Here is a 21,210-nt window from a genome sequence, read left to right as displayed (position 1 = left end):
AACGTGGCGGTCTGGTCGGGTACGTGGGTGTCGGAGCGGCTCGGGGTCGAGCTGGCCGGCGACCCGCGGCTGCGCGAGCTGCTGGGCCTGGCGCTGCGGCGCAACCCCAAGCGGGCGCACCTGCTCGTCTCCCAGGTGCTCGGCAAGCACGTCCCGCAGAGCCCGGGAGTGGTGTGGCGGTCCGGCCACGACCTCGGCGTACGGGTCCGGGAGCTGCTGGGCCCCGCCGACGCCGCGCGGGCCGTGGTGCTGGGGTACGCGGAGACGGCGACCGGACTCGGCCACTCGGTCGCCGACGGCCTGGGGACGGCGCCCTACCTGCACTCCACGCGCCGCCCGGTGCCCGGGGTCGCGCAAGCCGGTGGCTTCGAGGAGTCCCACTCCCACGCCACCTCGCACCTCCTGCTCCCCGAGGACCCGGCGCTCCTCGCGGGGCCCGGGCCGCTGGTGCTGGTCGACGACGAATTCTCCACCGGCAACACGGTGCTCAACACGGTGCGTGCGCTCCACGCCCGCTACCCGCGCGAGCGGTACGTGATAGTCGCGCTCGTCGACATGCGCTCGGCCGCCGACCGGGACCGCCTGGACGCCTTCGCCGCGGAGATCGGGGCCCGCGTGGACCTGGTCACCCTCGCGGCGGGCACCGTCCGGCTGCCCGACGGGGTCCTCGAACGCGGGCAGGCACTGGTGGCCCGGTACGAGGCGGCGGGCGCGGGAGAGGGAGCCGGAGCCGGAGCCGGCGCGGGAGCTGATACCGGTGCGCGTGCCGGTGCCGGCTCCGGAGCGTGTGCCGCGGTCACCGGAGGTACGGAGCCGGCCGCGTCCGTGCGGCGCGTCGAGCTGGGCTGGCCCGACGGGGTGCCGGACGGAGGCCGGCACGGCTTCACGCCCGCCCACCGCGCCCGCCTGGACGCCGCCCTCCCCGCCATGGCCGCCCGGGTCGCCGACGCCCTCGGACTCGCCGGGCCGGACCGGGGCGCCGCCGACGAGCGCATCCCGCCGCGCGTGCTCGTCCTCGGCTGCGAGGAGCTGATGTACGCGCCGCTCGCCCTCGGCGTCGCGCTCGAGCGGCTCGGCGGTGCCGAGGTGCGGTTCTCCACCACCACCCGCTCGCCCGTCCTCGCCGTCGACGACCCCGGCTACGCGATCCGCACCCGGCTGGTCTTCCCCGCGCACGACGAGCCCGCCGACGGGCCGGGCGACCGGTACGCCTACAACGTCGCTGGCGCCGGCTTCGACGCGGTCGTCACCGTCGTCGACTCGGCCGCCGACACCCCCGCGCTCCACGCCCCGGACGGCCTCCTCGCGCAGCTCACCGCACAGGTACCGCAGGTGCTGCTCGCCGTCGTACCGTCCTACGTCCCCGCCGAAAGGGCCACCATGCTGCCCGAGCCCCTCCGAGGGCCCGCCTTCTCGTCCTACGCGCCCGAGGAGGTCGGCTGGCTCCTCCAGGACCTCTCCGACGTGGACCTGGAGGCCCCGACCGAGGAGCGGGAGGAGGCCATCCAGAGTGGCGGCGCCCACTACGCCGAGTCCCTCCCCGTCGAATACCAGCCCAGCGACCGGTACCAGGCCCTGTTCCACACCGCCCTCGCCACCTCCGCTGCCCGCATCGCCCGCGCCGTCGGCACCGTCACCGAGACGGTCCTCGCCGAACGGTCGCCGCGCCCCGTCCTCGTGTCGCTCGCCCGCGCCGGCACCCCCGTCGGCGTACTCATGCGCCGCTGGGCGCTCCACCGCCACGGCCTCGACCTCCCCCACTACGCCGTGTCCATCGTGCGCGGCCGGGGCATCGACGCCAACGCACTGCGCTGGCTCGCCGCCCACCACGACCCCGCCGACGTCGTGTTCGTCGACGGCTGGACGGGCAAGGGCGCCATCACCCGCGAACTGGCCGCCGCCCTGGCAGACTTCCCCGGCTTCGACCCGGAGATCGCCGTCCTCGCCGACCCCGGCTCCTGCGTCCGCACCTACGGCACCCGCGAGGACTTCCTCATCCCCTCCGCGTGCCTCAACTCCACCGTCTCCGGCCTCATATCGCGCACCGTGCTCCGCGCCGACCTCGTCGGCCCGGACGACTACCACGGCGCCAAGTTCTACCGCGAACTCGCCGGTGCCGACGTGTCCACCACCTTCCTCGACTCCGTCGCCGCCCACTTCGACGAGGTCACCGCCGCCGTCGACGCCGACGCCAAGGAACTCCTCGCCACCGACCGCACCCCCACCTGGGACGGCTGGGCCGCCGTCGAGCGGATCAGCGAGGAGTACGGCATCCACGACGTCAACCTCGTCAAGCCCGGCGTCGGCGAGACCACCCGCGTCCTGCTGCGCCGCGTCCCCTGGAAGATCCTCGCCCAGCGCGGCGCTGGCGCCGACCTCGACCACGTGCGGCTCCTGGCCGAACAGCGCGGCGTACCGGTCGAGGAGGTCGACGACCTGCACTACACCTGCGTCGGGCTGATCCACCCCAAGTACACCAAGGGCGCCACCGGCGCCGACGGCCGGGCGGTGACCGGCCGATGACCGCGACCACCCTCGTCGCCAGCGACCTCGACCGCACCCTCATCTACTCCGCCGCCGCCCTCGGCCTGACCATGCCGGACAACGAGGCCCCGCGCCTGCTGTGCGTCGAGACCTACCAGCACAAGCCGCTGTCGTACGTGACGGAGACCGCCGCCGCCCTGCTGGCCGAACTGCCGCGGCACGCCCTCTTCGTCCCCGCCACCACCCGCACCCGCGAGCAGTACCACCGCATCCGGCTCCCCGGACCCCCGCCGCGGTACGCGATCTGCGCCAACGGCGGCCACCTGCTCGTCGACGGCGTCTCCGACCCCGACTGGCGGCGCACCGTCGCCACCCGTCTCGCCCACGAGTGCGCCACCCTCGACGAGGTCCGCGGCCACCTGCTGGCCACCGCCGACCCGGCATGGCTGCTGAAGGAACGCGTCGCCGAGGACCTCTTCGCCTACCTGGTCGTCGAACGCGACCTGCTGCCCGACGGGTGGATGAAGGAGCTGGCCGCCTGGGCCGCGCCCCGAGGCTGGGCCGTCTCCCTCCAGGGACGCAAGGTGTACGCCGTCCCCCAACCGCTCACCAAGAGCGCCGCGGTCCGCGAAGTCGCCCGGCGCGCCGGAGCGGACCGCGTGCTGGCCGCCGGCGACTCGCTGCTCGACGCCGATCTGCTCCTCGCCGCCGACCGGGGCTGGCGGCCCGGCCACGGAGAACTCGCCGAGACCGGGTGGAGCGCCGACCACGTCGACGTCCTGGAGGAGCGGGGCGTCGCGGCGGGAGAGGAGATCCTCCGCCGGTTCAGCTCCGCCGTGCGCCCGTCCCCGGCTTGAACAGCCGCACGCCCACGAACGCCCCCACCGCGCCGAGAGCCACCACCAGCACCACCTTCGAGTACAGCGACACGTAGTGGGTGACCTGCTCCCAGTTGTCGCCCAGTGCGTAACCGGCCAGGACGAACGCGGTGTTCCAGATGGCGCTGCCGAGTGTCGTCAGCCCGAGGAACACCGGCAGCGGCATGCGCTCGACACCGGCCGGCACGGATATCAGGCTCCGGAAGATGGGAATCATCCGCCCGAAGAACACCGCCTTGGTGCCGTGCCGGGAGAACCACGCCTCGGTCCGCTCGATGTCGGAGACCTTCACCAGCGGCAGCTTGCTCGCGACGGCGATCGTCCGGTCCCGGCCGAGCAGCGCCCCGACCCCGTACAGCGCGAGCGCGCCGATGACCGAGCCGGCCGTCGTCCACAGCAGCGCGGCGATCAGGCCGATCCGGCCCGTCGCCGAGGCGAATCCCGCCATCGGCAGGATCACCTCGCTGGGAAGCGGCGGGAAGAGGTTCTCCAGGGCGATCGCCAGTCCCGCGCCGGGCGCGCCGAGGGTGTCCATGAGGCTGTTGATCCAGCGTTCCATGGCTCCACGCTAGAGAGGCGGAGCTGAAGGCACACTGAAGGCCGCCGCAGTCTTTCCCTGTGGTTTTCCGCAGTGTGCGGGCCCGGTGGGGTTGGCTACCGTGCGACGCATGGGGAAAGCCACAGACCGCCCGGGGGGTACGGCGCCGGCCGCCGCGAGCTGGGGACGGCAGGCGGCCGGTCTGGTGCCGGGCGCCGCCACCGCCGTCGCCGGGCTCCTCCTCACGCTGGTCGCGGGCCTCGTCGCGCTGCCCGTCGCCGCCTGGCCGCGCGGCCGGCGCGCGGTGCTGCGCCCGTTCGGGACGGCCGCGGTGAAGGTGGCGCGCCTGGACGTGCGCCGCCTTGCCCACTTCCACGACGTGCGCCTCACCGGGGCGCCCGGCGCCGCCGACGACGGGCGCGCCCTGCGGTACGTGGCGGCCCGCTGGCCGCTGGGGCTGCTGGGCGGTGTGGTGCTCGGCTGCCTGGCCGTCGGAGCCGGATACGGCACGTTCATCCTCTACGGCTGGGCGATCACGGACGTCCGCCACCTGTGGGCGGTCCTCATGAGCAGCCTGGCCGGGCTCCTCCTCCTCTTCCTGGCCGTCCAGCCCGCCGCTTCCTGGGCCCCAGCCACCAGGACGAACTGGAACGGCGCATCGCCCAGTTGGCCACCAGCCGCGCGGACGTCATGGACGCCGTCCACGACGAGCGGCGCCGGATCGAACGCGACCTGCACGACGGGGTCCAGCAGCGGCTCGTCGCCCTCGGCATGCTCATCGGCCGCGCCCGCCGCCACCGCGATCCCGAGCGCGCCGGTGAACTCCTGCTCCAGGCCCATGAGGAGACCCGGCACGCCCTGGCCGAGCTCCGCGAGGTGGCGTGGCGGGTGTATCCGGCGGTCCTCGACGAGGCGGGGCTGCGGGCGGCCCTGGAATCGGTCGTCGAGCGCGGTCCGCTCCCCGTCGCCCTGGCCTACGAGGTGCCGGTTCCGCTGCCGCGGCAGGTGGAGACAGTGGTGTACTTCGTCGTGTCGGAGGCGGTCACCAATGTGGTGAAGCACGCGGGGGCGACCCGCGTGGACGTCCGAGTGGCCCTGGACGGAAGGGTGTTGACGGTGGCGGTGACGGACGACGGCGGTGGCGGGGCGGATCCGCGGGGCAGCGGGCTGACCGGCCTGGCGAGCCGAGTCGCGGCGCTGGACGGCCGGTTCGCCCTGGACAGCCCGCCCGGCGGGCCGACCGTCGTCACCGCGGAGCTGCCGTGCGGGTGATCCTGGCCGAGGACTCGACCCTGCTGCGGGAGGGGCTGGTCCGGCTGCTCGCCGAGGAAGGACACGACGTGCTCGCGGCGGTCGGCGACGCCGAGCAGCTCCTGGCAGCCGTCGACACCGAGCCTCCGGACGTGGTGATCGCCGACGTGCGCATGCCACCCACCCACACCGACGAAGGGCTGTGGGCCGCCCTGGCCATCCGGCGCAGACGGCCCCGGGTCGGCGTCCTCGTCCTGTCCCAGTACGTGGAGAACCGCTACGCCACGGAACTGCTCACCGGCGATCCGGAGGGCGTCGGCTACCTCCTGAAGGACCGGGTCGCGCAGGTCGACGACTTCCTGGACGCCCTGGAACGGGTGGGGCGGGGTCAGGCGGCCTTCGACCCCGAGGTCGTACGCCGCCTCCTGGTCCGCTCCACCCGCACCGACCCGCTGTCCCGCCTGACCGCCCGCGAGCGCGACGTCCTGGCCGAAATGGCGCAGGGACACACGAACGCGGCCATCGCGCAGCGGCTGAACGTCTCGCAGAGCGCCGTCGAGAAACACATCAACGCGATCTTCGACAAGCTGGACCTCAGCGGCGCGGGAACCAGCGGCTACAGCCGCCGGGTGCTGGCGATCCTGCGCTACCTCGGCAGCTGAGCCCCGGCGGACGGGGTCAGCCGCAGCACCCGCCGCCGCAGCACCCGCCGCCCCCGCCCTGGGACGGCGCCGGGGCGCCGCCCTTGGCCGTACCGCCCACGGCGACGGCGGACAGCAGCTTGACGGTGTCGTCGTGCCCGGCGGGGCAGGCCGCGGGCGCGGACGACTCGGCCATGGGACGGTTCAGTTCGAAGGTGTCTCCGCAGGTGCGGCAGCGGTACTCGTAGCGAGGCATGGCCCCAGATTAACCGCGCCGTCAGTGTCCGCCGCCCAGTTCCTCCCTGATCATTTCCACCACCCGCGCCACCGACGTCCGCACCGCCTCCGTCTCGGTCAGGAAGTGCCAGTAGTCGGGATGCCGGCCTTCCAGGCCCGCGATCGCCCGGTCCAGCCGGGCCACCGAGTCGTCCAGCGGCCGGGCATGGCGCGGATCCGGAGTGTTCCGCCCGGCCATGGCCAGCCGCTGGGCGTCCCGGATGGCGAACCGGGTGCGCTGGATCTCCGCCTCCGGGTCCCTGGAAACCGCGTTCAGCCGGTTGAGCCGGTCACCGGCCGCCGAGACGGCCTCGTCGGCCCCGTTCAGCAGCGCCCGCACCGTCGACAGCAGCGCCGTCGCATCGGCCCACCGCTGCTCGGCCCGCGCCTGCGCGGCCTCCTCGAGCTTCCCCTCCGCCTGATGGACACTGGCGGCGGCCTGCTCGGGCACATGCTGCAGGTCCTGCCAGCAGGCGGCACTGAACCGGCGCCGCAGCTCACTGAGGACCGGCTCGACAGTGGCGGCACGGTTCGCGAGCGCCTGGGCGCGCGTCCGCAGGGACACCAGCCGCTTGTCCGTCTCGGCCGCCCGCTCCGGCAGCCGCTCCGCCTCCATGCGCACGGCCTCGGCGTCCCGCAGGACCCGGTCCGCACGCTGCAGCGTCTCCGCGACGCCGTGCTGCCCCGCGCCCTGGTTGAGTTTGGTCAGCTCCGGCCCCAGCGCCGCGAGCCGCGCCGCGAGGTCGTCCGCCCGCAGTCCCGACCCGCGCACCGCATCCAGGGCGTTGCTCGCGGACAGCAACGCCTGCCGGGCCCGCTCCACGGCCGGCGCCAGCCGCGCGAGCTGCGTCTCCGCCTTGTCCAGCAGCGGCCCGAGGCCCTGCTCGAACCTGTCCAGCTCCCCCTTCACCCGCACCAGGTCGTCCTTGGCCCGGTTCAGCTCGCCGCGGGCCCGCGAGGCGACCGAGGCCTCCAGGTCGTCCCGGTCGAGGTCGTACGCGTCGACAGCGGTGATGTACGCGTGGCTCACCTCGTCGATCCGCCGCCCCAGCGCGGCGAAGTCGTCCACCGCCCGCCTGGCCCCGGGCGACGCGTCCACCGCCGTGATCGTCTCGATCGAGATCCGCAGATCCCGCTGGGCCGTGTCCAGCTCGTAGAAGGCCGCCGCGGCGGCGTCCTTCGCCGCCTGCGCGTCCGCCCGCTGGCTCTCGCCGCGTCCGCCGAACCAGCGCCGCGTACCGCCCCCGGCGAAAGCGCCGGGCACCGCTGCGAGCACCAGTGGTACCGGCAACAACATCAGCGCGAGCACATCCTTCACGTACCGCCGCGCGTGTGTCGCCGTCACATCCGCTCCCGTGCCATGTGTCCGCCCCCGACCGGTTCATTCTCCCACCAGGTAAGGACGAACACACAGGCCCGTTAGTTCGCGCCGCGGACCGCAACTTCCCCGTTGTCACTGTGCGCCTTCACCACATGCGCGCTGCCGTCGTCCGTCGGCACCCCCACCTTCACCTCGCCGTTGTCACTCGCCGCCCGCACCGCGTACCGGGTGCTCCCGCCCGGCAGTTCGACGGCGATGTCGCCGTTGTCGTTCACGGCCTCCACCCGGTCCGGCACCGCCGAGAGAGCCAGCCGTATCTCCCCGTTCCCCGACCGCGCGACCACGCTCTTCGACGTAGCGCCCTCCACCCGCACGTCCCCGTTGTCGCTCCGCAGCTCCAGCGGCCCGCCCGCGTCCCGCACGGTCACCGTGCCGTTGTCCGACGTGACGGCGAGCGCCGTGGCGAACCCGTCGGCGGTCACGTCCCCGTTGTCGTTCTCCACCGTCACCGCCACCCCGCGAGGCACACGCACCTCGTGCCGCGCCGCGCAGTCACTCACCAGCGCGTCGCAGTCCACCCGCAAGGTGAGCCTGTCGCCCTCCAGCTTCCACACCGGGTCCGGCCCCTCACCCAGCGCCACCCACCCGTCGACCTGGCGGGTCACCTCGACGTCCTTCACGTCCGCGGCCACCAGCACCAGCTCCGAGTCGTCCGCCTCCACGACCAGCGACTCGCCCCGGAACCCGAACGCCTTCCGCTCCACCGGCGCCCCCTCCGCCTCGGCCCCGCACCCCGAGAGGCCGAGCACCGACAGCACCACCCCGCCCACGACGACGACCGCCCGCATCCGGCGCACACCCACGACGACTCCCCCTGTAGACCTCTCCGCATCCACCGCTCACGCTACGTGTCCGCCCCGCCCTTCCGCGATCCGGCCACCCACCCCTCCCCAGGTAGGGCTAACCCCCGGCCCGCCCGCCCCGGCGCCCCTTGGTTTGCAGGATCCGCCGGTGCGCCATGTACGCTGTTCACTCACTCCACGGGTGCGTAGCTCAGGGGTAGAGCGCTGCTCTTACAAAGCAGATGTCGGCGGTTCGAAACCGTCCGCGCCCACCAGTGCAAAGGCCCCCACAGCGTCTGCTGCGGGGGCCTTTGACGTTGTGGCTGATGACAGTGCCACCTCCGGGCGGCGCGAGAGCGGGCCGGCGCCGGAGCACTCCAACGGTCTGCTCAGGCCAGGCGGGTGGGGGTAGCGTGACACCGTGAAGGGTCTTCGTGGACCCCACGTCTCTCAGATGAAGGCGCCACTCCCGCGGCTGTCGATATCAGCGCGACGACGTGGACGGCTTGGCGGCGTTGCAGGGAAGTAGCGACGCGGTTGCCCGGACCGGCGATGGGGCGGCCAGCGGAGTAGGCGAGGCGAGACTTGCCCTAAGAACTCCTAACGCAATGACCTGGACACCTCACGCGCTCTCGGCTCGCGGACCTGTCGCAAAGGTCAGCGGTGGCGCGATCGCCCGTACGTCTGCCTGCTCCGCCACCCACAGTCCGATGTACAGCGCGGCGGTCGCCTCCAGCAGCCCGGCGCGGTCCAGTCCGCCCCCGGCCACTGGCTCGCAGCCCGTGTCGCGCACCAGCTTGCGTGCCAGTGCGAGTGCCGCCTCGTCGTCCCCGCAGATCGGAACGGTCAGGGGCTGGCCGTCGAACACCGGCGGGTTCATCCGCCACACGTCCTCGTGGCAGAGGTTGAACGCCTTGACGACGTGCACGCCCGGTGCCGCCGCAGCCAGTCGGAGCGCCGCCGAGGGGCCGCCTTCCGTCAGCAGCCGGAAGCCGGGCCCGACCGGATTGGCGCAGTCGAGCAGGACCTTCCCCTTCAGCGCCGACTGATGCTCCCTGCCGACGTCCGCTCCCGCACCGTACGGCAGCGCGGCCAGAACCACCTCGCCGAAGCTCACCGCCGCCTGCAGGCTCCCGTGCCCCGCAGCGCCCCCGATGCGCGTCGCGAGCCGCTGGGCCTTCTGCTCGTCCCGGCCTCCGACGAACACCTCGTGCCCGGCCCGCACCCAGTGCGTGGCCAGTGCGTCCGCCATGTTCCCCGTTCCCAGCACACCGATCTTCATCGATACGCCCCTTTCCGCATCTGTTCCAACCGCTTTCGGGACGAGGCTAGGAAATCCGTCAGGCACCATTTGGTATGTGACGACCGACGCCTTCCTCGCTGACTGCCGCGCCCGCCTCGCCTTCGACCTCCTCTCCAACACCTGGAACGCCGTGCTGATCTGGGTCCTGCGGGAGGGGCCCAAGCGCCCCGGCGAACTACGCGAGCGCATCGGCGGCATCAGTCCCAAGGTCTTGACCGAGACGTTGCGGCGGCTGGAGTTCAACGGGCTGGTGGCACGGAACGCCTATGGCGAAGTGCCACCTCGTGTCGAGTACGAACTCACTGCTCTGGGGGAGACGTTGCTCGGCCCCATCGACGCACTTGGCGCGTGGGCCTTCGAGCACGGCGATGAGGTCATGGCCGCCCAGGAACGAATGAGCGGGTGAGCTCCCAGCCCGTGACCTTCCCTGCACGCGTTGACGTACTTTCATCGGGATGAATGCAAACGCCGCCAGCAGAACAGCGCGCATCCTCAGAGTGAGGAACGCTTCGTGGATGTCGTCGCGGACCTCCCAGCGGATCCGAAGGCGCCGGATCCAGTGCAGGTGGGCGAACGCGTTCGACAACCCAGCGTTGAGTGCCCGGCCCGGAGCTGTGCTCGGTGCCTCGCCGGGCGACCAGCGGCTTCACGCCGAGCTTCCACACCAGGCGACGGTACTTGTCGTGGTCGCACCCGCGGTCAGCAAGAACGACGTCCGGTCGGCGCCGTGGTCGGCCGCGCTTGCCCCGCACGGGCGGAACAGCTTCGAGGAGCGGGATGAGCTGGGTGACATCGTTGCGGTTGCCGCCGGTCAGCGTGACGGCGAGGGGGATGCCGGTGGCGTCGGTGATCAGGTGATGCTTGCTGCCCATCCTGCCCCGATGCCCTGGAACACCAGCCGGTCCGGATGCCGCTTCCGCCCGGGATGGCGCGCTCGGCGCTCCACCCGTGGCAGCAGCGGTTCGATCACCGCCCACAGCTCGCCATCAACATGCCACGGCTTCGGCCGAACCACCCCACACCCCCCGATCGTAAGTCCCGGAGTGGTCCAACCACCTTGAAGATCATTTCGTTAGGAGTTCTAAGTGCTGGGTCAGCACCGTCAGCGCGGCATCGCGGTAGTCATTGCGCAAGGATCGTGAGCTTGCCCGTCTTGCAGTCGACCCAGGCGACGGCTGTGCCATCCGGCAGGTTCGCGTCCAAACGATCATGCCCGTAGCGGTTCCAGCGCACGACCTTGAGCTTTGGATGCCCCCCTTGACCAGCCTGTATGACTGTTCCGTCATCGCGACAGCAAGGGCGGCACGACCACAAGGCCACGAACGAACGGCGCACCGCAGAGGCGGCGCGCTCCCGCGCCGTGCGTGGGTCATAGCAAAGCACGGGAAAGGCGTACCGCCTCCTGTCGCCGCCCTGCCCCGGCTAGCCGCGCCAGGCGTCGCGCCACGTGCTGCGGGCGAACGGCGGAAACCCCCTGTGGCTGGGGCGGTCGGCTCCACGGCTTCAGGTAGCCACCATTGGGTGAGCCTCCTCTAAGATCATGGCTCCCACGTCGTGCTTACGGAGCCATGATCTTTCACCTAATGGCAGCTCCCGTCCAGGTGACTTAAGGCTTGAACTTCTCAGTCCCAATAACGGGAATAATTCCCTCACCATCAAGGGTCTTCAATGTCCCCAACAGCCTTCCCTGGGCCCAGCTATTCCAAGACTTGGCGATTACTTATTTGGGTGAAGCATTTCTCTGTTGCCTAATTTGTGACGCTATTTTGACTCAAATGGACCCATCTTTGATCAGTATCTAGCAGTGTCATGTACCAGTGAAGACGTGTCAGTGAGGGCGCCAGGCTTACCAAGGCCCTCAGTCGACCTTGACTGAGGGCCTTTCGTCATCCTGGACCGGCCCGGCACACACCTCCGGCCGGTGCCGGCTCCGGGCGCGGTGGGGCCGCGCCGGTTCACCCCGGGCACGGGCGGGGCGGTGGTCAGGGCGTGAGCCAGGCCTGGCGGTGGCGGGCGACGCTGTACACCTGCTCGGCCTGGGCGGGGGTCAGCACCGGCGGAAGGGGGGACAGGGCGGAGACCTCCCGCTCCCGGTACACCCGCACGGTGTGCTGGGTGGCCGCGACGGTCACCTGGGTGACCCCCACGAAGACGAGCACCGGTTCCACCGGCACGGGGAAGTCGCAGTAGCGCTCCAGCACTCGCCGCACGCGCGCGGCTTCCGAGCGGCTCTTGCGGGGGTACGGCCTGGGCTCGCCGTGGTTGATCCGGGCGATGTCGTCGCCCACCCACACCGTCTTGTTCGGGTGGTGCTTGGTGTTGAGGCTGAACACCCCGCCGGGGCCGATCACCAAGTGATCGACGTCCGCTCCTCCGGGGAGGGGGATGGAGTGCAGCACTCTCCACCCTTGGCGTTGCAGCCGGCCCAACTCGGCTCCCACCCGCCGCTCGCCGATCAACCCGGTGCGCCACGAATCCCCGGCGGTCGGCCGCCGAAGCACCCGGGCGATGAACCGTTCCAGCGGACCGGGCCGCACCTCGACGAGCCTGGCGCGCACGGCCGTGCCTGGGGAGCGCGAGGCCAGGTCGTCGGAAGGCGTCAGAGGAGGCAGCAGAGCCGGGGTGGCGGGCGGAGCCGGCGGGATCTTCCGTAAGTGCTCGTGCAACACCCGCAGCGCGGCGGCCCGGTGCTCGTCGCGCAGGATCGTGATCTTGCCCGTTCGGCAGTCGGCCCAAGCGCCGGCTGTGCCGTCGGGCAGGTTCGCGTACAGACGGTCATGCCCGTAGCGGTTCCAGCGCACGACCTTGAGACTTGCCATGACGACCCCCCTTGACCAGCATGACGGACGGCTCCGTCATCGCAGCAGCAAGCCCTGTGCGGCCACAAGACCGCAAACGCGTACGGAGGTTTGTGCGCAGCAGCAGCGTGCGCGGGGCGAGTGGGACCGCTGCCACTCGCCCCCGCACCGGCCCGCCCGCGGCCACGTGGGTGCCTCCTACCGTGACGGCAGGTGGATCCGCTCATGGTGGTGCCAGATGAGGTACCTGTCCTCCGAGCGCAGTTCTGCGGAGCCCCACTCGACGCACATGACGCCCCGCGTCATGGAGCAGGCATAGGCGACCAGGACGAGTTTCACGTCCTCCGGCAGCTGGGCGAGGTGAGGCTGTGGCTCCGGCTGGTCCGGCTCGTCCAGGCCGAGGTCGAAGGCCTGCTGCATCGGTTCGGGACCGTGCCGGCGGATCAGATCGGCACGGAAGCCCGTGGCCCTCCGCAGGCGTGCGGCGGTGACCGGGACGTCCCTCTTGGCATATCGGAGCGGATAGATGACGTGGCCACCGAAGATCATGAGTGTGCGTCCTTGCAGCCGAACCGGGGTGGCCTCCGGGAGCGACGCCAGACCGACGTGCAGTTCCTCGTACTGGGCGGCGTGCAGGCCGTGCCCGTACGCCTCCAGAGTCTGGGTCTGCACTCCCTCCTGGCCGCTGCGGGCCCGGTCGTGGGCCCGCATCAGGCTGACGGCTATCGCGTCGGCCAACCGGTCGGCGGTGTCGCCGAAGGTCTTCTCGGCCCAGCCGGTCACGGTTCCCATGGCTACCACCCGCCCCTTCGCCTCGTGGCACACGAGTGCCGAGCAGCGATCAACGGAACCGTGCAGTGCGGGAGTGCTCCGCACAAGGGGGCATCCGTCGCACCACGGGGCGCACGGCACCAAGGAGCCCGCTAGCGGGTCGCGCCGGGCGGTGGCGTCGGGGGTGTTCGTCGGGGCCTCGCCGGTTCAGTCCTGAATCGGTAGCTCGGGATGCGTGAGGACGTAGGTGAGGTAGGCGACGGACGCGAGTGTGCCTGCGGTGGAGAGGGCCAGAGCCGTCAGCGGGCGGGTGCGGCCGGTGTGCGGGGTGGAGGCGGTGCGGAGTTCCCAGCAGCCGCGCATCAGACCGGCGAGGCCGAGGGGGAGGGTGAGGGCCGAGACGAGGATCCAGAACGGGCAGCAGAACCAGGAGGCGACGGAGAGGGCTCCGAGGACGAGGGCGCAGTTCGACTCACGGGGACTGCCGCCGGTTCGTTCGGTCGCGGAGCTCATACGGGGATCCAACCAGCCCGGTCCGCCGGGGTCCGGAGCGGGGTGATCAGTTTCGGTCGGCTGCCGGACGGGCCGGCAGGGGGCGCGGTCCGCTGGGGCTCGGCGGAGCAGGGCCGGGGGCGCCGGGTGGAGGGGGCATGTCGGCCAAGCCGCCGGGGGGGGTGGGTTGGGTGTGATCGGATGGGGGCATGACGAGGACCCTGTATCTGTTCTGCTCAGCCGCACCGCCCGTGTTCGATGTCGCCAGTGTGATCGAGGACGCCCAGCGCAGGGGCTGGGACGTGTGCCTCGGGCTGACGCCAACGGCCGCCCGGTGGCTGGAGCACGGTCTGGACGGGCTGGCGGCGCTGACGGGGCACCCCGTGCGGTTCATGTACGACCTGCCGGGGCAGCCGGAGCCGTGGCCCGCGGCCGATGTCGTCCTGTTCGCGCCGGCGACTTTCACCGCCATGAACGAGTGGGCGCTCGGGCTGACGGAGAAGTTCGTCGTGAGCATGGCCGTCCAGGGCGTCGGCAAGGGCGTGCCCACCCTGCTGATGCCGTGCGTCAACGAGGCCCACGTGCAGCATCCGGCGTTCGGTACCTCGCTGGCCACGCTGCGTGCGACCGGCGTGCAGGTGCTGTACGGCGAGGGTGCCCCGCCGGCGAATGCGCCGGGGCAGGACCTGCCCGGCGGCTACCCGTGGGGCATGGCGCTGGACGCCGTGGAACGCGCCGGACGGGAGCCCGCCGGCGCCTGACGCCCGGCCGCACCGCGGTCCGGGGGCCGCCGGCCCGAGCGGCGGGCGGCCCCCGGAACTCCGGCGCGGCGGGCGTTGTCAGTGGTCGCTCCTATCGTGGTCGACGGTGGGGAGATCACCGCACGGCACCACGGGGGGCACCATGGACGTCATCCATCCGGCGATCACGCACGAGCCGACACGGCGGTGGCTCGCCGAGGCGGGGCCGCCCGCCCCGCACGAGCTGATGCGCTTCACCAGGCTGGTGGAGGGGACGGCGGTGACCGTGTCGCACCTCGTCGGCGAGGAGCACGACCCGGCGGACCTCGATCCGTACGTCGCCGGCCTGGTCGCCGTGGGGCACCTGCCGGTCGAGACGCTCGACGCGCAGGACATCGTCGTCGACGGCGAGACCGGGCGGGTGTTCGCCCTGCAGATGTTCGCGCCCGAGTACGCCGAGATCCTCCCCCTCGCTCCCTCGCTGGAGGCGCTCGGCCGTCTCCTCGGCGCGGTCGACGAACTCGTGGCCCTGCGCGGGCGGTTCGCCGATCTGGCGGAGCGGCGGGGGACCGGTGTGGTGCGGGAGGCCTCGGAGCGGCTGCTCGCCCTGTTCGCCGAGGAGGGCGGGGGAGGGACCGAGGAGGTGCCGGCGTTCTGGCGCATCGCCGCGCTGATCCGGCCCATGGCCCTGGTGGCCCGGCCCGGCAGGGGGCTGCGGCTCGACCTGCCGGCGCGGTTCCTGGAGGACGAGTTCGGGGCGGAGCAGATCGTCCGGGTGGCTCCGGCCGCCATGCCCGCCGCCCTGGAGCACGGGCCGACCCGGCGGTTCCTGGCCGAAGTGGGGCTGCCCAGGGACGGGTTGATGTTCGGGCTGGGCGAGCGGGAGACACTGCTCGAGACGCTGCGCCAGGAACGCGAGCGGCTCGGCGCGGAGCCGGCCCTCCGCCACCTGGGGCTGACCGACCGGCTGCCGCCGGACGCCGACCGGCTGCTGGTGCTGGGAGGTCTCGTCCACGACCTGGACGTGGTGGTCGACGGCCGCACCGGCGAGGTCCACTACCTGGAGTGCGGCGCCGGCACGGTGACGCCGGTCAACGCCGACGTCTCGACACTCGCCTTCAGCGTATGGATGCACAGCCGTGAGCAGCGCATCGACAAGGAACACGACCTGACCGGGGACTTCTACCACCAGCTCGCCGACGCCATGGTCGCCGTCCTCGCCTCGGTCGACCCCGTCGCCTGCCTTCCCGCGACCGGTCCGGACGACTACCGGTACTGGCCGGAGGTGTTCCACGACGAGGCGGGAGGCGTGCTGTGAACGTAACGCCGTCCGGAGTGGTCAGGATCGTCGTCTCGGACCGCCTCCATGCCGCCGCCTTCCCCGGTCATCCCGGGACGTACGAGGTCACGGAGCCGGAAGAGGTACGGGAGTTGCTGACCGCGGCGGTCGACGGGCCGGCGGGAGAGCGGGACGACTTCGTCTGCATGTGCCGGGGCGAGTTCGGGCTGGTGTCGTACGACGCGGCCGGGGAGCCGGTACGAACCGCCGACCGGCACGGTCCGCTGCCCCTGCTCGACCCGGCGCTCCCGGAGTCGATACCGGCGCGCCACCGCGCCGCCTGGGCCGCGGCCGCCCCCGGACCGCTGCGCGGGTACGCCGAGGGGTGGGCGCGGGGCGATCCGCCCGTGCCCAAGACGGTGACCGTGCCCCCGGGCCCGGTGCTGCGCTGGCTGGGCACTCCGCCGGGCCGGACGGTGGACGCCGCGCGTGAGGTCGCCCGGCTCGCGCCCCTTGCCCTGCTGGACGCCGTCGCGACGGACGAGCTGGCCCGGGCGGTGCGTACGGCCGACGCGGCAGGCCTGGACGGTGCCGTGGAGTTTTTCGCGAGCGAGCACTTCACCGCCCGCCACCCCAAGAAACGGCGGGTAGGGGCGACCGCCCGCGAGCTGCTCCTGCGGCACGCTCGCACCCGGCGCCCCGGGCACGCTGCGGTGCTGGAGCGGCGGGTGCTGCTCGCGGCGGAGGACCGGATCAGGCGTTAGGCCGCTTGCCGTGGTTGGCGCCCTTCTTCTTGCGGGCGCGGCGCTTGTTTCCTCGCTTGGACATGGTGCGTACCTCCACGGCCAGTTTAGGTGCGGGCCGTGCGTCGCGCAGCGGACGCCGGACCGCGCATGCGACGGAGCGCACCTTCGTGGGACCGCCGTGCGCCCTGCCTGGGCGGTTCTGAGGAGCGGGACCCTGCCAGGCGGGGGAAGACCGACGGATGCCAGGAGGCGACATGGCTCGTACACAGTCCACGTGCGGCGCGCGCACCAAGCACGGCGGGTGCTGCCGGCGGCTCGCCATGGTGGGGGCCTCGCGGTGCAACCTGCACCGGGGGGACTGGGCGACCTACACGATCGAGCGGGACAGGGAGCGGGAACGGGCGCGGGCGCGCATGCGACCGAAGCGGTGACCGAGGGGGACGGGCGGGCGCACACTGGGGGCATGTGCCGCAGTATCAAGACCCTTCGCCCGCCCGTGCTCCCCACCGAGGCCACCGAGGAGGACATCCACGCCGCAGCATTGCAGTTCGTCCGCAAGGTGTCCGGCTTCCGGGCGCCCGCCGCGCACAACCGGGAGGTCTTCGACCGTGCCGTGGAGGAGGTCGCCGAGGCGACCCGGCGCCTGCTCGACGGGCTGGAGGTCCGGGGCGCCGCCGCCCGCGCGGAGCAGCACTAGGGGGTGTCTTGTCGATCAGGCCGGATCGGCGAGCGACGTCCGGCGCCGTGCATCGCAAGGCGGAGGAGGGAGTCATGGCGGTGGGGGCACCTCCCGTGCCCGAAGGGCCACGGGGGACCATGACGACCGACGACAACGCCGCGAGGTGCGGTGGCGGACACCGGGAGCCCGGCATGATCGGCGAGACACCCCCTAGGGCGGAGCGGCAGGCACCGGAGGCGGGTGCGGGGCGGTCGGGGCCGGCCCGCAGGCCGTGGGTGGGACGGTTCAGGGGCGGGTGACGGTTGCCCGCCGGGGCGCGGGCGGCAGCGGACAGGCCGGGGCTTCCTGACCGGGCGGTGGCCGTGACAGCGGCCGGGGTGGAAGGCAGGGCCGAATCCGGGGCGGGGTGCGGCTCGCGGCGCTCGTGCCGGCGGGCGCGGGCCTGGCCGAGCGGGGCCGTGAGCCGCTTCCCTGGCCGGCGGGGCGCGCCTGCCGGGTGGTGGTCGGGCCTGCGGGCGTTACGGAGCCGGTGAGGGCGCCGGTACCGGGGGAGGGGACGCCTGGGACGGGACGGCGGCCGGGCGCGCGGGTGCCGGTACGGCGGCCGGGGGCGGTGTGCCGGGGCGCGCGGCGGTGGGCGGTGTGCCGGCGCGGGGGGCGGCCGGGGGGCGCCGTATGACGTAGGCCGCCAGGGCGCCCGCCAGGAAGAGGGCCAGGACCGAGACCGCCACCCCGGTCCAGGTGGCGCCCAGCCACTGGCCGCCGAAGTAGCCCAGCGCGACGCTGTACGAGGCCCATGCCACGCCCGCCAGGGCCGACCACGGCAGGAACTGGCCGGCCCTGCGGCGGGCCGCGCCGGCGCCGAGCGAGACGACCGAGCGGCCCGCCGGGGCGAACCGGGCGATGACCACGAGCACGCCTCCGCCGCGTGCCAGGGCCGAGCCGAGACGTTCCTGCGCGGTGGTCAGCCGGCGCGACCGGGCGATCATCCGGTGCAGGCGGGACCGCCCGCGCCAGGCGAGCCGGTACGCCACGAGGTCGCCCAGCACGGAGGCGCCGGCCGCGCACAGGGTCAGCGCCAGGAGGGATCCGCTCCCCGTCGCGGCGGCCGTCGCGGCGGTGATGACCAGGATGCCGCTCGGCAGTACCGGCAGGAACACGTCCAGCAGCACGGAGACGGCGACGGCCGCGTAGATCCACGGGCCGGCGGCCACGCTTTCGAGCACCTTCACTCCCCGGTCCCGTGAAGCCGGTCCCCCGGAGCGGGTGGCGGCTGACAGGCCGAAAGCGTACGCCGAAGGGCGGACCGTGCGGTGACCCGGGCGGGGGGCCGGGCACGACTGTGTGACGTCGGCGGCCCCCGCCCGGGTCCGCAGCGGGAGGGAGGGGAGCGGAGGGGAGGGAACGGAGCGGAGAGGACGCCGCGGAAAGGCGGGACCTTATGCGGTGACGGGCTCGCGCTCGCGGTCCGCCGCCCGCGAGGAGGAGAAGAGGCCGTCCAGCGACAGGGCGCCCGGTCCCGTGAAGACCAGCAGGAGCATCGACCAGCAGTACATGGCCGAAAGTTCACCCTTGTTCTGCAGTGGGAACAGGCCCATCGGCTGGTGGACCTTGAAGTACGCGTACGCCATCGCACCCGACGCGATGAACGCGGCGGCGCGGGTGCCCAGACCCACCAGCACCAGGGCACCGCCGACGAGTTCGATGACGGCGGCGTACCAGCCGGGCCAGGTGCCGGTGGGGACGGTCCCGCCGGTCCCGCCCGCGCCGCCCAGGACGCCGAAGAGCGAGGCGGCGCCGTGGCACAGGAACAGCAGACCGACGACGATCCTGAACAGGCCGAGCACGTACGGGCGGCCCTGGTCGAGGCGCGCGGATATCTGGGACATGGGGATCCTTCGGTTGGGGACGGAACCGACGAGCCCCCAGGTTAGGGAGTCCTAATCAATACTTGCAAGTTCAACATTCGGTCGTTCCGCTTCGGTGGTGGAGCATGCGCGGAGCGCGGCTCGGGCCACCGCGTCCGCGTCCGCGAGGGTCACCGAGCCGACACCCGGCCGGGCGCCCGCCGCCGTCACCCAATGCACCCCCTCCGTGGGCACGCCGAGGGCGAAGACGCCCTGGTGAGCGCGCCCGTGACGATCGATCAGGCGGTACGGGGACGGTGTGACGTCCAGCCCTCCGGTGTCGTACCCGTCCACCACATGGGTCCGGCACTGTCCGGAATCGAGCATTCCGGAGAGGAGGGGGTCACCGGTGCGCCTCAAGTCGGGCTCCGGCAGCCGGGCCTCGATCAGCGTGGTCACCGCCACGGCGGAGCCCGGCACGTCGGGTGATTCCGCCACGAACGCCCCGCCGTCCGGACGGACGCCCGTGCGGGGGCCGATCACGTCGAGTACGCCGGCCTCGATCAGGGCCGTCATCTCCTCGACGCGGCGGCGGGGCGGGCCGATCGAGAGGAAGGCGTTCAGCGGGGTGTACCAGCGGTCCAGGTGGTCCCGGCGCGAGGCGCCCGGGAGCCCGGCGTGGTCGACGATCAGCCGCAGTTCGTTGCGGATGTCGCGCAGTACGTCCAGGGCGGCCTTCACCGGGCCGGCCACGTTGCCGAGCGCCGCCTCGGCCGCGTCCCGGCGCAGATGCGCCAGCAGCCAGGCGCGGAAGTCCGCCGGTGACCGGAACGTTTCCCCAACGTACGGGCGCGAGACCCGCTCCCATGACCACCGGGCGTCCGGCGGCACGGCGTACGCGTCCAGGGTGCCGTCGGGGGAGGCCAGGAACCGGGAGCGGAAGCCGCGCGGCCGGCCCAGCAGCACCTCGTAGTACGCCGTCTCGACCTCACCGGCCACCAGGGGCCATATCTCGTCCAGGAAGTCCGGCGGATCGCCCGCCTCCGCCCGCTTGCGGAACCTCTCGATCACATCGGGGGTCAGCAGCAGCGGCTCGTGCCGCGCGGACGCGCCCTTCTCGTTGTCGCCGCGCGCCCGGTGGGGGATGCCGCGCCGCGAACCGGCGTACAGCCGGGGCTCCCGGCCCGACGGGCGGTACGCGCACCGGCCCCCGCCGTCTCGCACGAACGCCCCGCCGCGCCCCTCGGTGAGCAGCGCCATGTGGTCGAAGAAGTTCAGGCCCAGTCCGCGCAGCAGCACCGGCTCGCCGGGGGCGACCGGGGACAGGTCGAGGTCCGCCGGGTTGGCGGGCGGGAAGTGGCGCAGCCCGTGGCGTGCCGCGTACGCGCCCAGGTGACCCGTGGCGGGGTCCCGGACGACCGGGAGGTGGCCCTGGGCCAGGACGACCGCACCCAGGCCGGTGAGGACCGTGCCGTCGTCCAGCACCAGCGTCCGCGGCCCGGTGCCCGCCTCCAGCCGTACGGCCCGGGCCGCGTGCACGCGCACGGTGACCTCCGGCGGGGCCTCGGCCACCGTGCGGGCGAACGCCCACTCCAGGTAGGCGCCGTAGCAGGCGCGGGTGGGGTAGTCGTCGGGGCCGAGCCGGTGGGAGCGGGCGGCGGCCCACTCGTACAGGCTCGGCCCCCGGCGTATGGGGCCCACGCAGCGCACGCTCTCGTCGGTGAAGACCGTCACCTGGCAAGCCACGGTGTTCATCAGCAGCTCGGCCGGCTGGTCGGTGCGCCAGACGCGGCCGGCGCCCGGCGGGGCGGGGTCGACGACGTGGACGGTCAGCGGGGTGCCCGCCGCCAGCTCCGGTACGGAGGCGCAGAGCCGTTCGAGTACGGACGTGCCGCGGGGGCCCGCCCCGACCAGGGCCACGGCATGGGGGACTTGGGACGACACGACGGGAACTCCCTGGGCAGGGGGCGGTGCTGGCGTTGCCCGCGGGCGGCGGGCGGAAGTCATCATGCCGGTGCGGCGCCCGCCACCGAACCCCTGGCCGGAGGATCACCATCCGCTATGGGCGGGATTGCGGGAGGCCTGAACCGGACGTTCACCGGACGTTCACAGCCCCGGCGTGAAGCCCGCGCACCCCTGCGCCGGCCCGGTCCGGCACACCCCGACCGCGCCCCCCGACCGCGCCCCCCGACCGCGCCCCGACCGCGCCCCCGGGCCACCCCGGGCCACCCCCGGACCGGCCGACCGTCCCCCGCCGCCCGACCGCGCCCCGACCGCGCCCCCGGGCCACCCCGGACCACCCCCGGACCGGCCGACCGCCCCCC

At 73.1% G+C, this 21,210-nt stretch carries 22 protein-coding genes, 1 tRNA gene and 1 pseudogene; 11 read left to right on the top strand and 13 right to left on the bottom strand.

Annotated elements, in window-relative coordinates; all coding sequences use genetic code 11:
* Nucleotides 1-3: 3 nt before the first annotated feature.
* Nucleotides 4-2,523: a phosphoribosyltransferase gene (locus A4V12_RS21875; protein ID WP_107415482.1), complete on the top strand. Its 2,520-nt coding sequence runs from the start codon at nt 4-6 to the stop codon at nt 2,521-2,523.
* Nucleotides 2,520-3,341: a hypothetical protein gene (locus A4V12_RS21870; RefSeq protein WP_064071109.1), complete on the top strand. Its 822-nt coding sequence runs from the start codon at nt 2,520-2,522 to the stop codon at nt 3,339-3,341. Before A4V12_RS21875 ends, A4V12_RS21870 begins: the two co-directional genes overlap by 4 nt.
* On the opposite strand, the gene A4V12_RS21865 is transcribed toward A4V12_RS21870, so the two are convergent.
* Nucleotides 3,310-3,921 (bottom strand): DedA family protein, encoded by a 612-nt coding sequence (locus tag A4V12_RS21865; protein WP_064071108.1) that lies wholly within the window; start codon nt 3,919-3,921, stop codon nt 3,310-3,312. The genes A4V12_RS21870 and A4V12_RS21865 overlap by 32 nt on opposite strands.
* 645 nt (nt 3,922-4,566) lie before the next feature.
* Between A4V12_RS21865 and A4V12_RS40005 the strand changes: the two genes are divergently transcribed.
* On the top strand, nt 4,567-5,172 hold the full coding sequence (locus A4V12_RS40005) for a sensor histidine kinase (RefSeq protein ID WP_423563032.1): 606 nt from the start codon (nt 4,567-4,569) through the stop codon (nt 5,170-5,172).
* Nucleotides 5,163-5,813 (top strand): response regulator transcription factor, encoded by a 651-nt coding sequence (locus A4V12_RS21855; protein ID WP_064071107.1) that lies wholly within the window; start codon nt 5,163-5,165, stop codon nt 5,811-5,813. The genes A4V12_RS40005 and A4V12_RS21855 overlap by 10 nt, the downstream gene beginning before the upstream one ends.
* A 16-nt stretch (nt 5,814-5,829) precedes the next feature.
* Here the strand turns inward: A4V12_RS21855 and A4V12_RS21850 are convergent, their stop codons facing one another.
* From A4V12_RS21850 to A4V12_RS21840, 3 genes are all read right to left on the bottom strand, one after another.
* Entirely contained in the window at nt 5,830-6,048 is a 219-nt protein-coding gene (locus tag A4V12_RS21850; RefSeq protein ID WP_064071106.1) for an FmdB family zinc ribbon protein, read from the bottom strand.
* Between the two features lie 21 nt (nt 6,049-6,069).
* Nucleotides 6,070-7,413, bottom strand: coding sequence for a hypothetical protein (locus tag A4V12_RS21845; RefSeq protein WP_064071105.1), 1,344 nt, complete (start codon nt 7,411-7,413; stop codon nt 6,070-6,072).
* Nucleotides 7,414-7,487: 74 nt separating this feature from the next.
* Nucleotides 7,488-8,237 (bottom strand): DUF4097 family beta strand repeat-containing protein, encoded by a 750-nt coding sequence (locus A4V12_RS21840; protein WP_064071173.1) that lies wholly within the window; start codon nt 8,235-8,237, stop codon nt 7,488-7,490.
* A 194-nt stretch (nt 8,238-8,431) separates the two neighbouring features.
* On the opposite strand from A4V12_RS21840, the gene A4V12_RS21835 reads away from it, so the two are divergent.
* Nucleotides 8,432-8,506: transfer RNA gene (locus tag A4V12_RS21835), tRNA-Val, on the top strand.
* 347 nt (nt 8,507-8,853) lie between these two features.
* Here A4V12_RS21835 and A4V12_RS21830 read toward each other — a convergent pair.
* Nucleotides 8,854-9,513: an NADPH-dependent F420 reductase gene (locus A4V12_RS21830; RefSeq protein WP_107415479.1), complete on the bottom strand. Its 660-nt coding sequence runs from the start codon at nt 9,511-9,513 to the stop codon at nt 8,854-8,856.
* Nucleotides 9,514-9,589: 76 nt separating this feature from the next.
* Between A4V12_RS21830 and A4V12_RS21825 the strand changes: the two genes are divergently transcribed.
* Nucleotides 9,590-9,940, top strand: coding sequence for a winged helix-turn-helix transcriptional regulator (locus A4V12_RS21825; RefSeq protein ID WP_064071103.1), 351 nt, complete (start codon nt 9,590-9,592; stop codon nt 9,938-9,940).
* A gap of 41 nt (nt 9,941-9,981) precedes the next feature.
* Here the strand turns inward: A4V12_RS21825 and A4V12_RS35430 are convergent.
* The 4 genes and pseudogenes from A4V12_RS35430 to A4V12_RS21810 all read right to left on the bottom strand — a co-directional run.
* Nucleotides 9,982-10,439 (bottom strand): annotated as a pseudogene (locus A4V12_RS35430) (IS5 family transposase); the annotation flags it as partial.
* Nucleotides 10,440-11,516: 1,077 nt separating this feature from the next.
* Entirely contained in the window at nt 11,517-12,353 is an 837-nt protein-coding gene (locus tag A4V12_RS21820) for a nuclease-related domain-containing protein (RefSeq protein WP_064071102.1), read from the bottom strand.
* Between the two features lie 177 nt (nt 12,354-12,530).
* On the bottom strand, nt 12,531-13,124 hold the full coding sequence (locus A4V12_RS21815; protein WP_064071101.1) for a hypothetical protein: 594 nt from the start codon (nt 13,122-13,124) through the stop codon (nt 12,531-12,533).
* 186 nt (nt 13,125-13,310) lie between these two features.
* Nucleotides 13,311-13,616: a hypothetical protein gene (locus A4V12_RS21810; protein ID WP_064071100.1), complete on the bottom strand. Its 306-nt coding sequence runs from the start codon at nt 13,614-13,616 to the stop codon at nt 13,311-13,313.
* Between the two features lie 188 nt (nt 13,617-13,804).
* Here A4V12_RS21810 and A4V12_RS21805 point away from each other — a divergent pair, with 188 nt between their 5' ends.
* The 3 genes from A4V12_RS21805 to A4V12_RS21795 all read left to right on the top strand — a co-directional run bounded on the left by A4V12_RS21805 (nt 13,805) and on the right by A4V12_RS21795 (nt 16,378).
* Entirely contained in the window at nt 13,805-14,356 is a 552-nt protein-coding gene (locus A4V12_RS21805; protein ID WP_064071099.1) for a flavoprotein, read from the top strand.
* A gap of 142 nt (nt 14,357-14,498) precedes the next feature.
* Nucleotides 14,499-15,653 (top strand): SUKH-4 family immunity protein, encoded by a 1,155-nt coding sequence (locus A4V12_RS21800; RefSeq protein ID WP_064071098.1) that lies wholly within the window; start codon nt 14,499-14,501, stop codon nt 15,651-15,653.
* Nucleotides 15,650-16,378 (top strand): hypothetical protein, encoded by a 729-nt coding sequence (locus tag A4V12_RS21795; protein WP_159028909.1) that lies wholly within the window; start codon nt 15,650-15,652, stop codon nt 16,376-16,378. Before A4V12_RS21800 ends, A4V12_RS21795 begins: the two co-directional genes overlap by 4 nt.
* Here A4V12_RS21795 and A4V12_RS40000 read toward each other — a convergent pair.
* Nucleotides 16,368-16,442, bottom strand: coding sequence for a 50S ribosomal protein bL37 (locus tag A4V12_RS40000; protein ID WP_373297613.1), 75 nt, complete (start codon nt 16,440-16,442; stop codon nt 16,368-16,370). The two genes, A4V12_RS21795 and A4V12_RS40000, sit on opposite strands and share 11 nt — an antisense overlap.
* A gap of 172 nt (nt 16,443-16,614) precedes the next feature.
* Between A4V12_RS40000 and A4V12_RS38110 the strand changes: the two genes are divergently transcribed.
* Both A4V12_RS38110 and A4V12_RS21790 read left to right on the top strand, forming a co-directional pair.
* Complete coding sequence (locus A4V12_RS38110; protein WP_199831348.1) at nt 16,615-16,791, top strand: hypothetical protein; 177 nt, start codon at nt 16,615-16,617, stop codon at nt 16,789-16,791.
* Nucleotides 16,792-16,823: 32 nt separating this feature from the next.
* Nucleotides 16,824-17,057: a DUF2277 domain-containing protein gene (locus tag A4V12_RS21790; protein ID WP_064071096.1), complete on the top strand. Its 234-nt coding sequence runs from the start codon at nt 16,824-16,826 to the stop codon at nt 17,055-17,057.
* 500 nt (nt 17,058-17,557) lie between these two features.
* Here A4V12_RS21790 and A4V12_RS21785 read toward each other — a convergent pair whose 3' ends face one another.
* The 3 genes from A4V12_RS21785 to A4V12_RS21775 form a co-directional block, all read right to left on the bottom strand.
* Nucleotides 17,558-18,265, bottom strand: coding sequence for a DedA family protein (locus A4V12_RS21785; protein ID WP_064071172.1), 708 nt, complete (start codon nt 18,263-18,265; stop codon nt 17,558-17,560).
* Between the two features lie 213 nt (nt 18,266-18,478).
* Complete coding sequence (locus A4V12_RS21780; protein ID WP_064071095.1) at nt 18,479-18,928, bottom strand: DoxX family protein; 450 nt, start codon at nt 18,926-18,928, stop codon at nt 18,479-18,481.
* Between the two features lie 51 nt (nt 18,929-18,979).
* Nucleotides 18,980-20,893 carry an FAD/NAD(P)-binding protein gene (locus A4V12_RS21775; RefSeq protein ID WP_079137248.1) on the bottom strand — a complete coding sequence of 638 codons (1,914 nt, stop codon included), beginning with the start codon at nt 20,891-20,893 and terminating at the stop codon, nt 18,980-18,982.
* Nucleotides 20,894-21,210 lie beyond the last annotated feature (317 nt).

The sequence above is a fragment of the Streptomyces noursei genome, assembly GCF_001646665.1.
Lineage (GTDB): Bacteria > Actinomycetota > Actinomycetes > Streptomycetales > Streptomycetaceae > Streptomyces > Streptomyces lavendulocolor.
This window is presented reverse-complemented; position numbering and strand designations above follow the sequence as displayed.

Excerpts from the sequence above, each read along its gene's own strand:
- A4V12_RS21790 (WP_064071096.1), top strand. The coding sequence starts at position 16,824 with ATGTGCCGCAGTATCAAGACCCTTCGCCCGCCCGTGCTCCCCACCGAG.
- A4V12_RS21840 (WP_064071173.1), bottom strand. The coding sequence starts at position 8,237 with ATGCGGGCGGTCGTCGTCGTGGGCGGGGTGGTGCTGTCGGTGCTCGGC.
- A4V12_RS21810 (WP_064071100.1), bottom strand. The coding sequence starts at position 13,616 with ATGAGCTCCGCGACCGAACGAACCGGCGGCAGTCCCCGTGAGTCGAAC.
- A4V12_RS21805 (WP_064071099.1), top strand. The coding sequence starts at position 13,805 with ATGACGAGGACCCTGTATCTGTTCTGCTCAGCCGCACCGCCCGTGTTC.
- A4V12_RS38110 (WP_199831348.1), top strand. The coding sequence starts at position 16,615 with ATGGCTCGTACACAGTCCACGTGCGGCGCGCGCACCAAGCACGGCGGG.
- A4V12_RS21870 (WP_064071109.1), top strand. The coding sequence starts at position 2,520 with ATGACCGCGACCACCCTCGTCGCCAGCGACCTCGACCGCACCCTCATC.
- A4V12_RS21820 (WP_064071102.1), bottom strand. The coding sequence starts at position 12,353 with ATGGCAAGTCTCAAGGTCGTGCGCTGGAACCGCTACGGGCATGACCGT.
- A4V12_RS21865 (WP_064071108.1), bottom strand. The coding sequence starts at position 3,921 with ATGGAACGCTGGATCAACAGCCTCATGGACACCCTCGGCGCGCCCGGC.
- A4V12_RS21850 (WP_064071106.1), bottom strand. The coding sequence starts at position 6,048 with ATGCCTCGCTACGAGTACCGCTGCCGCACCTGCGGAGACACCTTCGAA.
- A4V12_RS21800 (WP_064071098.1), top strand. The coding sequence starts at position 14,499 with ATGGACGTCATCCATCCGGCGATCACGCACGAGCCGACACGGCGGTGG.
- A4V12_RS21830 (WP_107415479.1), bottom strand. The coding sequence starts at position 9,513 with ATGAAGATCGGTGTGCTGGGAACGGGGAACATGGCGGACGCACTGGCC.
- A4V12_RS21775 (WP_079137248.1), bottom strand. The coding sequence starts at position 20,893 with ATGACTTCCGCCCGCCGCCCGCGGGCAACGCCAGCACCGCCCCCTGCC.
- A4V12_RS21780 (WP_064071095.1), bottom strand. The coding sequence starts at position 18,928 with ATGTCCCAGATATCCGCGCGCCTCGACCAGGGCCGCCCGTACGTGCTC.
- A4V12_RS21815 (WP_064071101.1), bottom strand. The coding sequence starts at position 13,124 with ATGGGAACCGTGACCGGCTGGGCCGAGAAGACCTTCGGCGACACCGCC.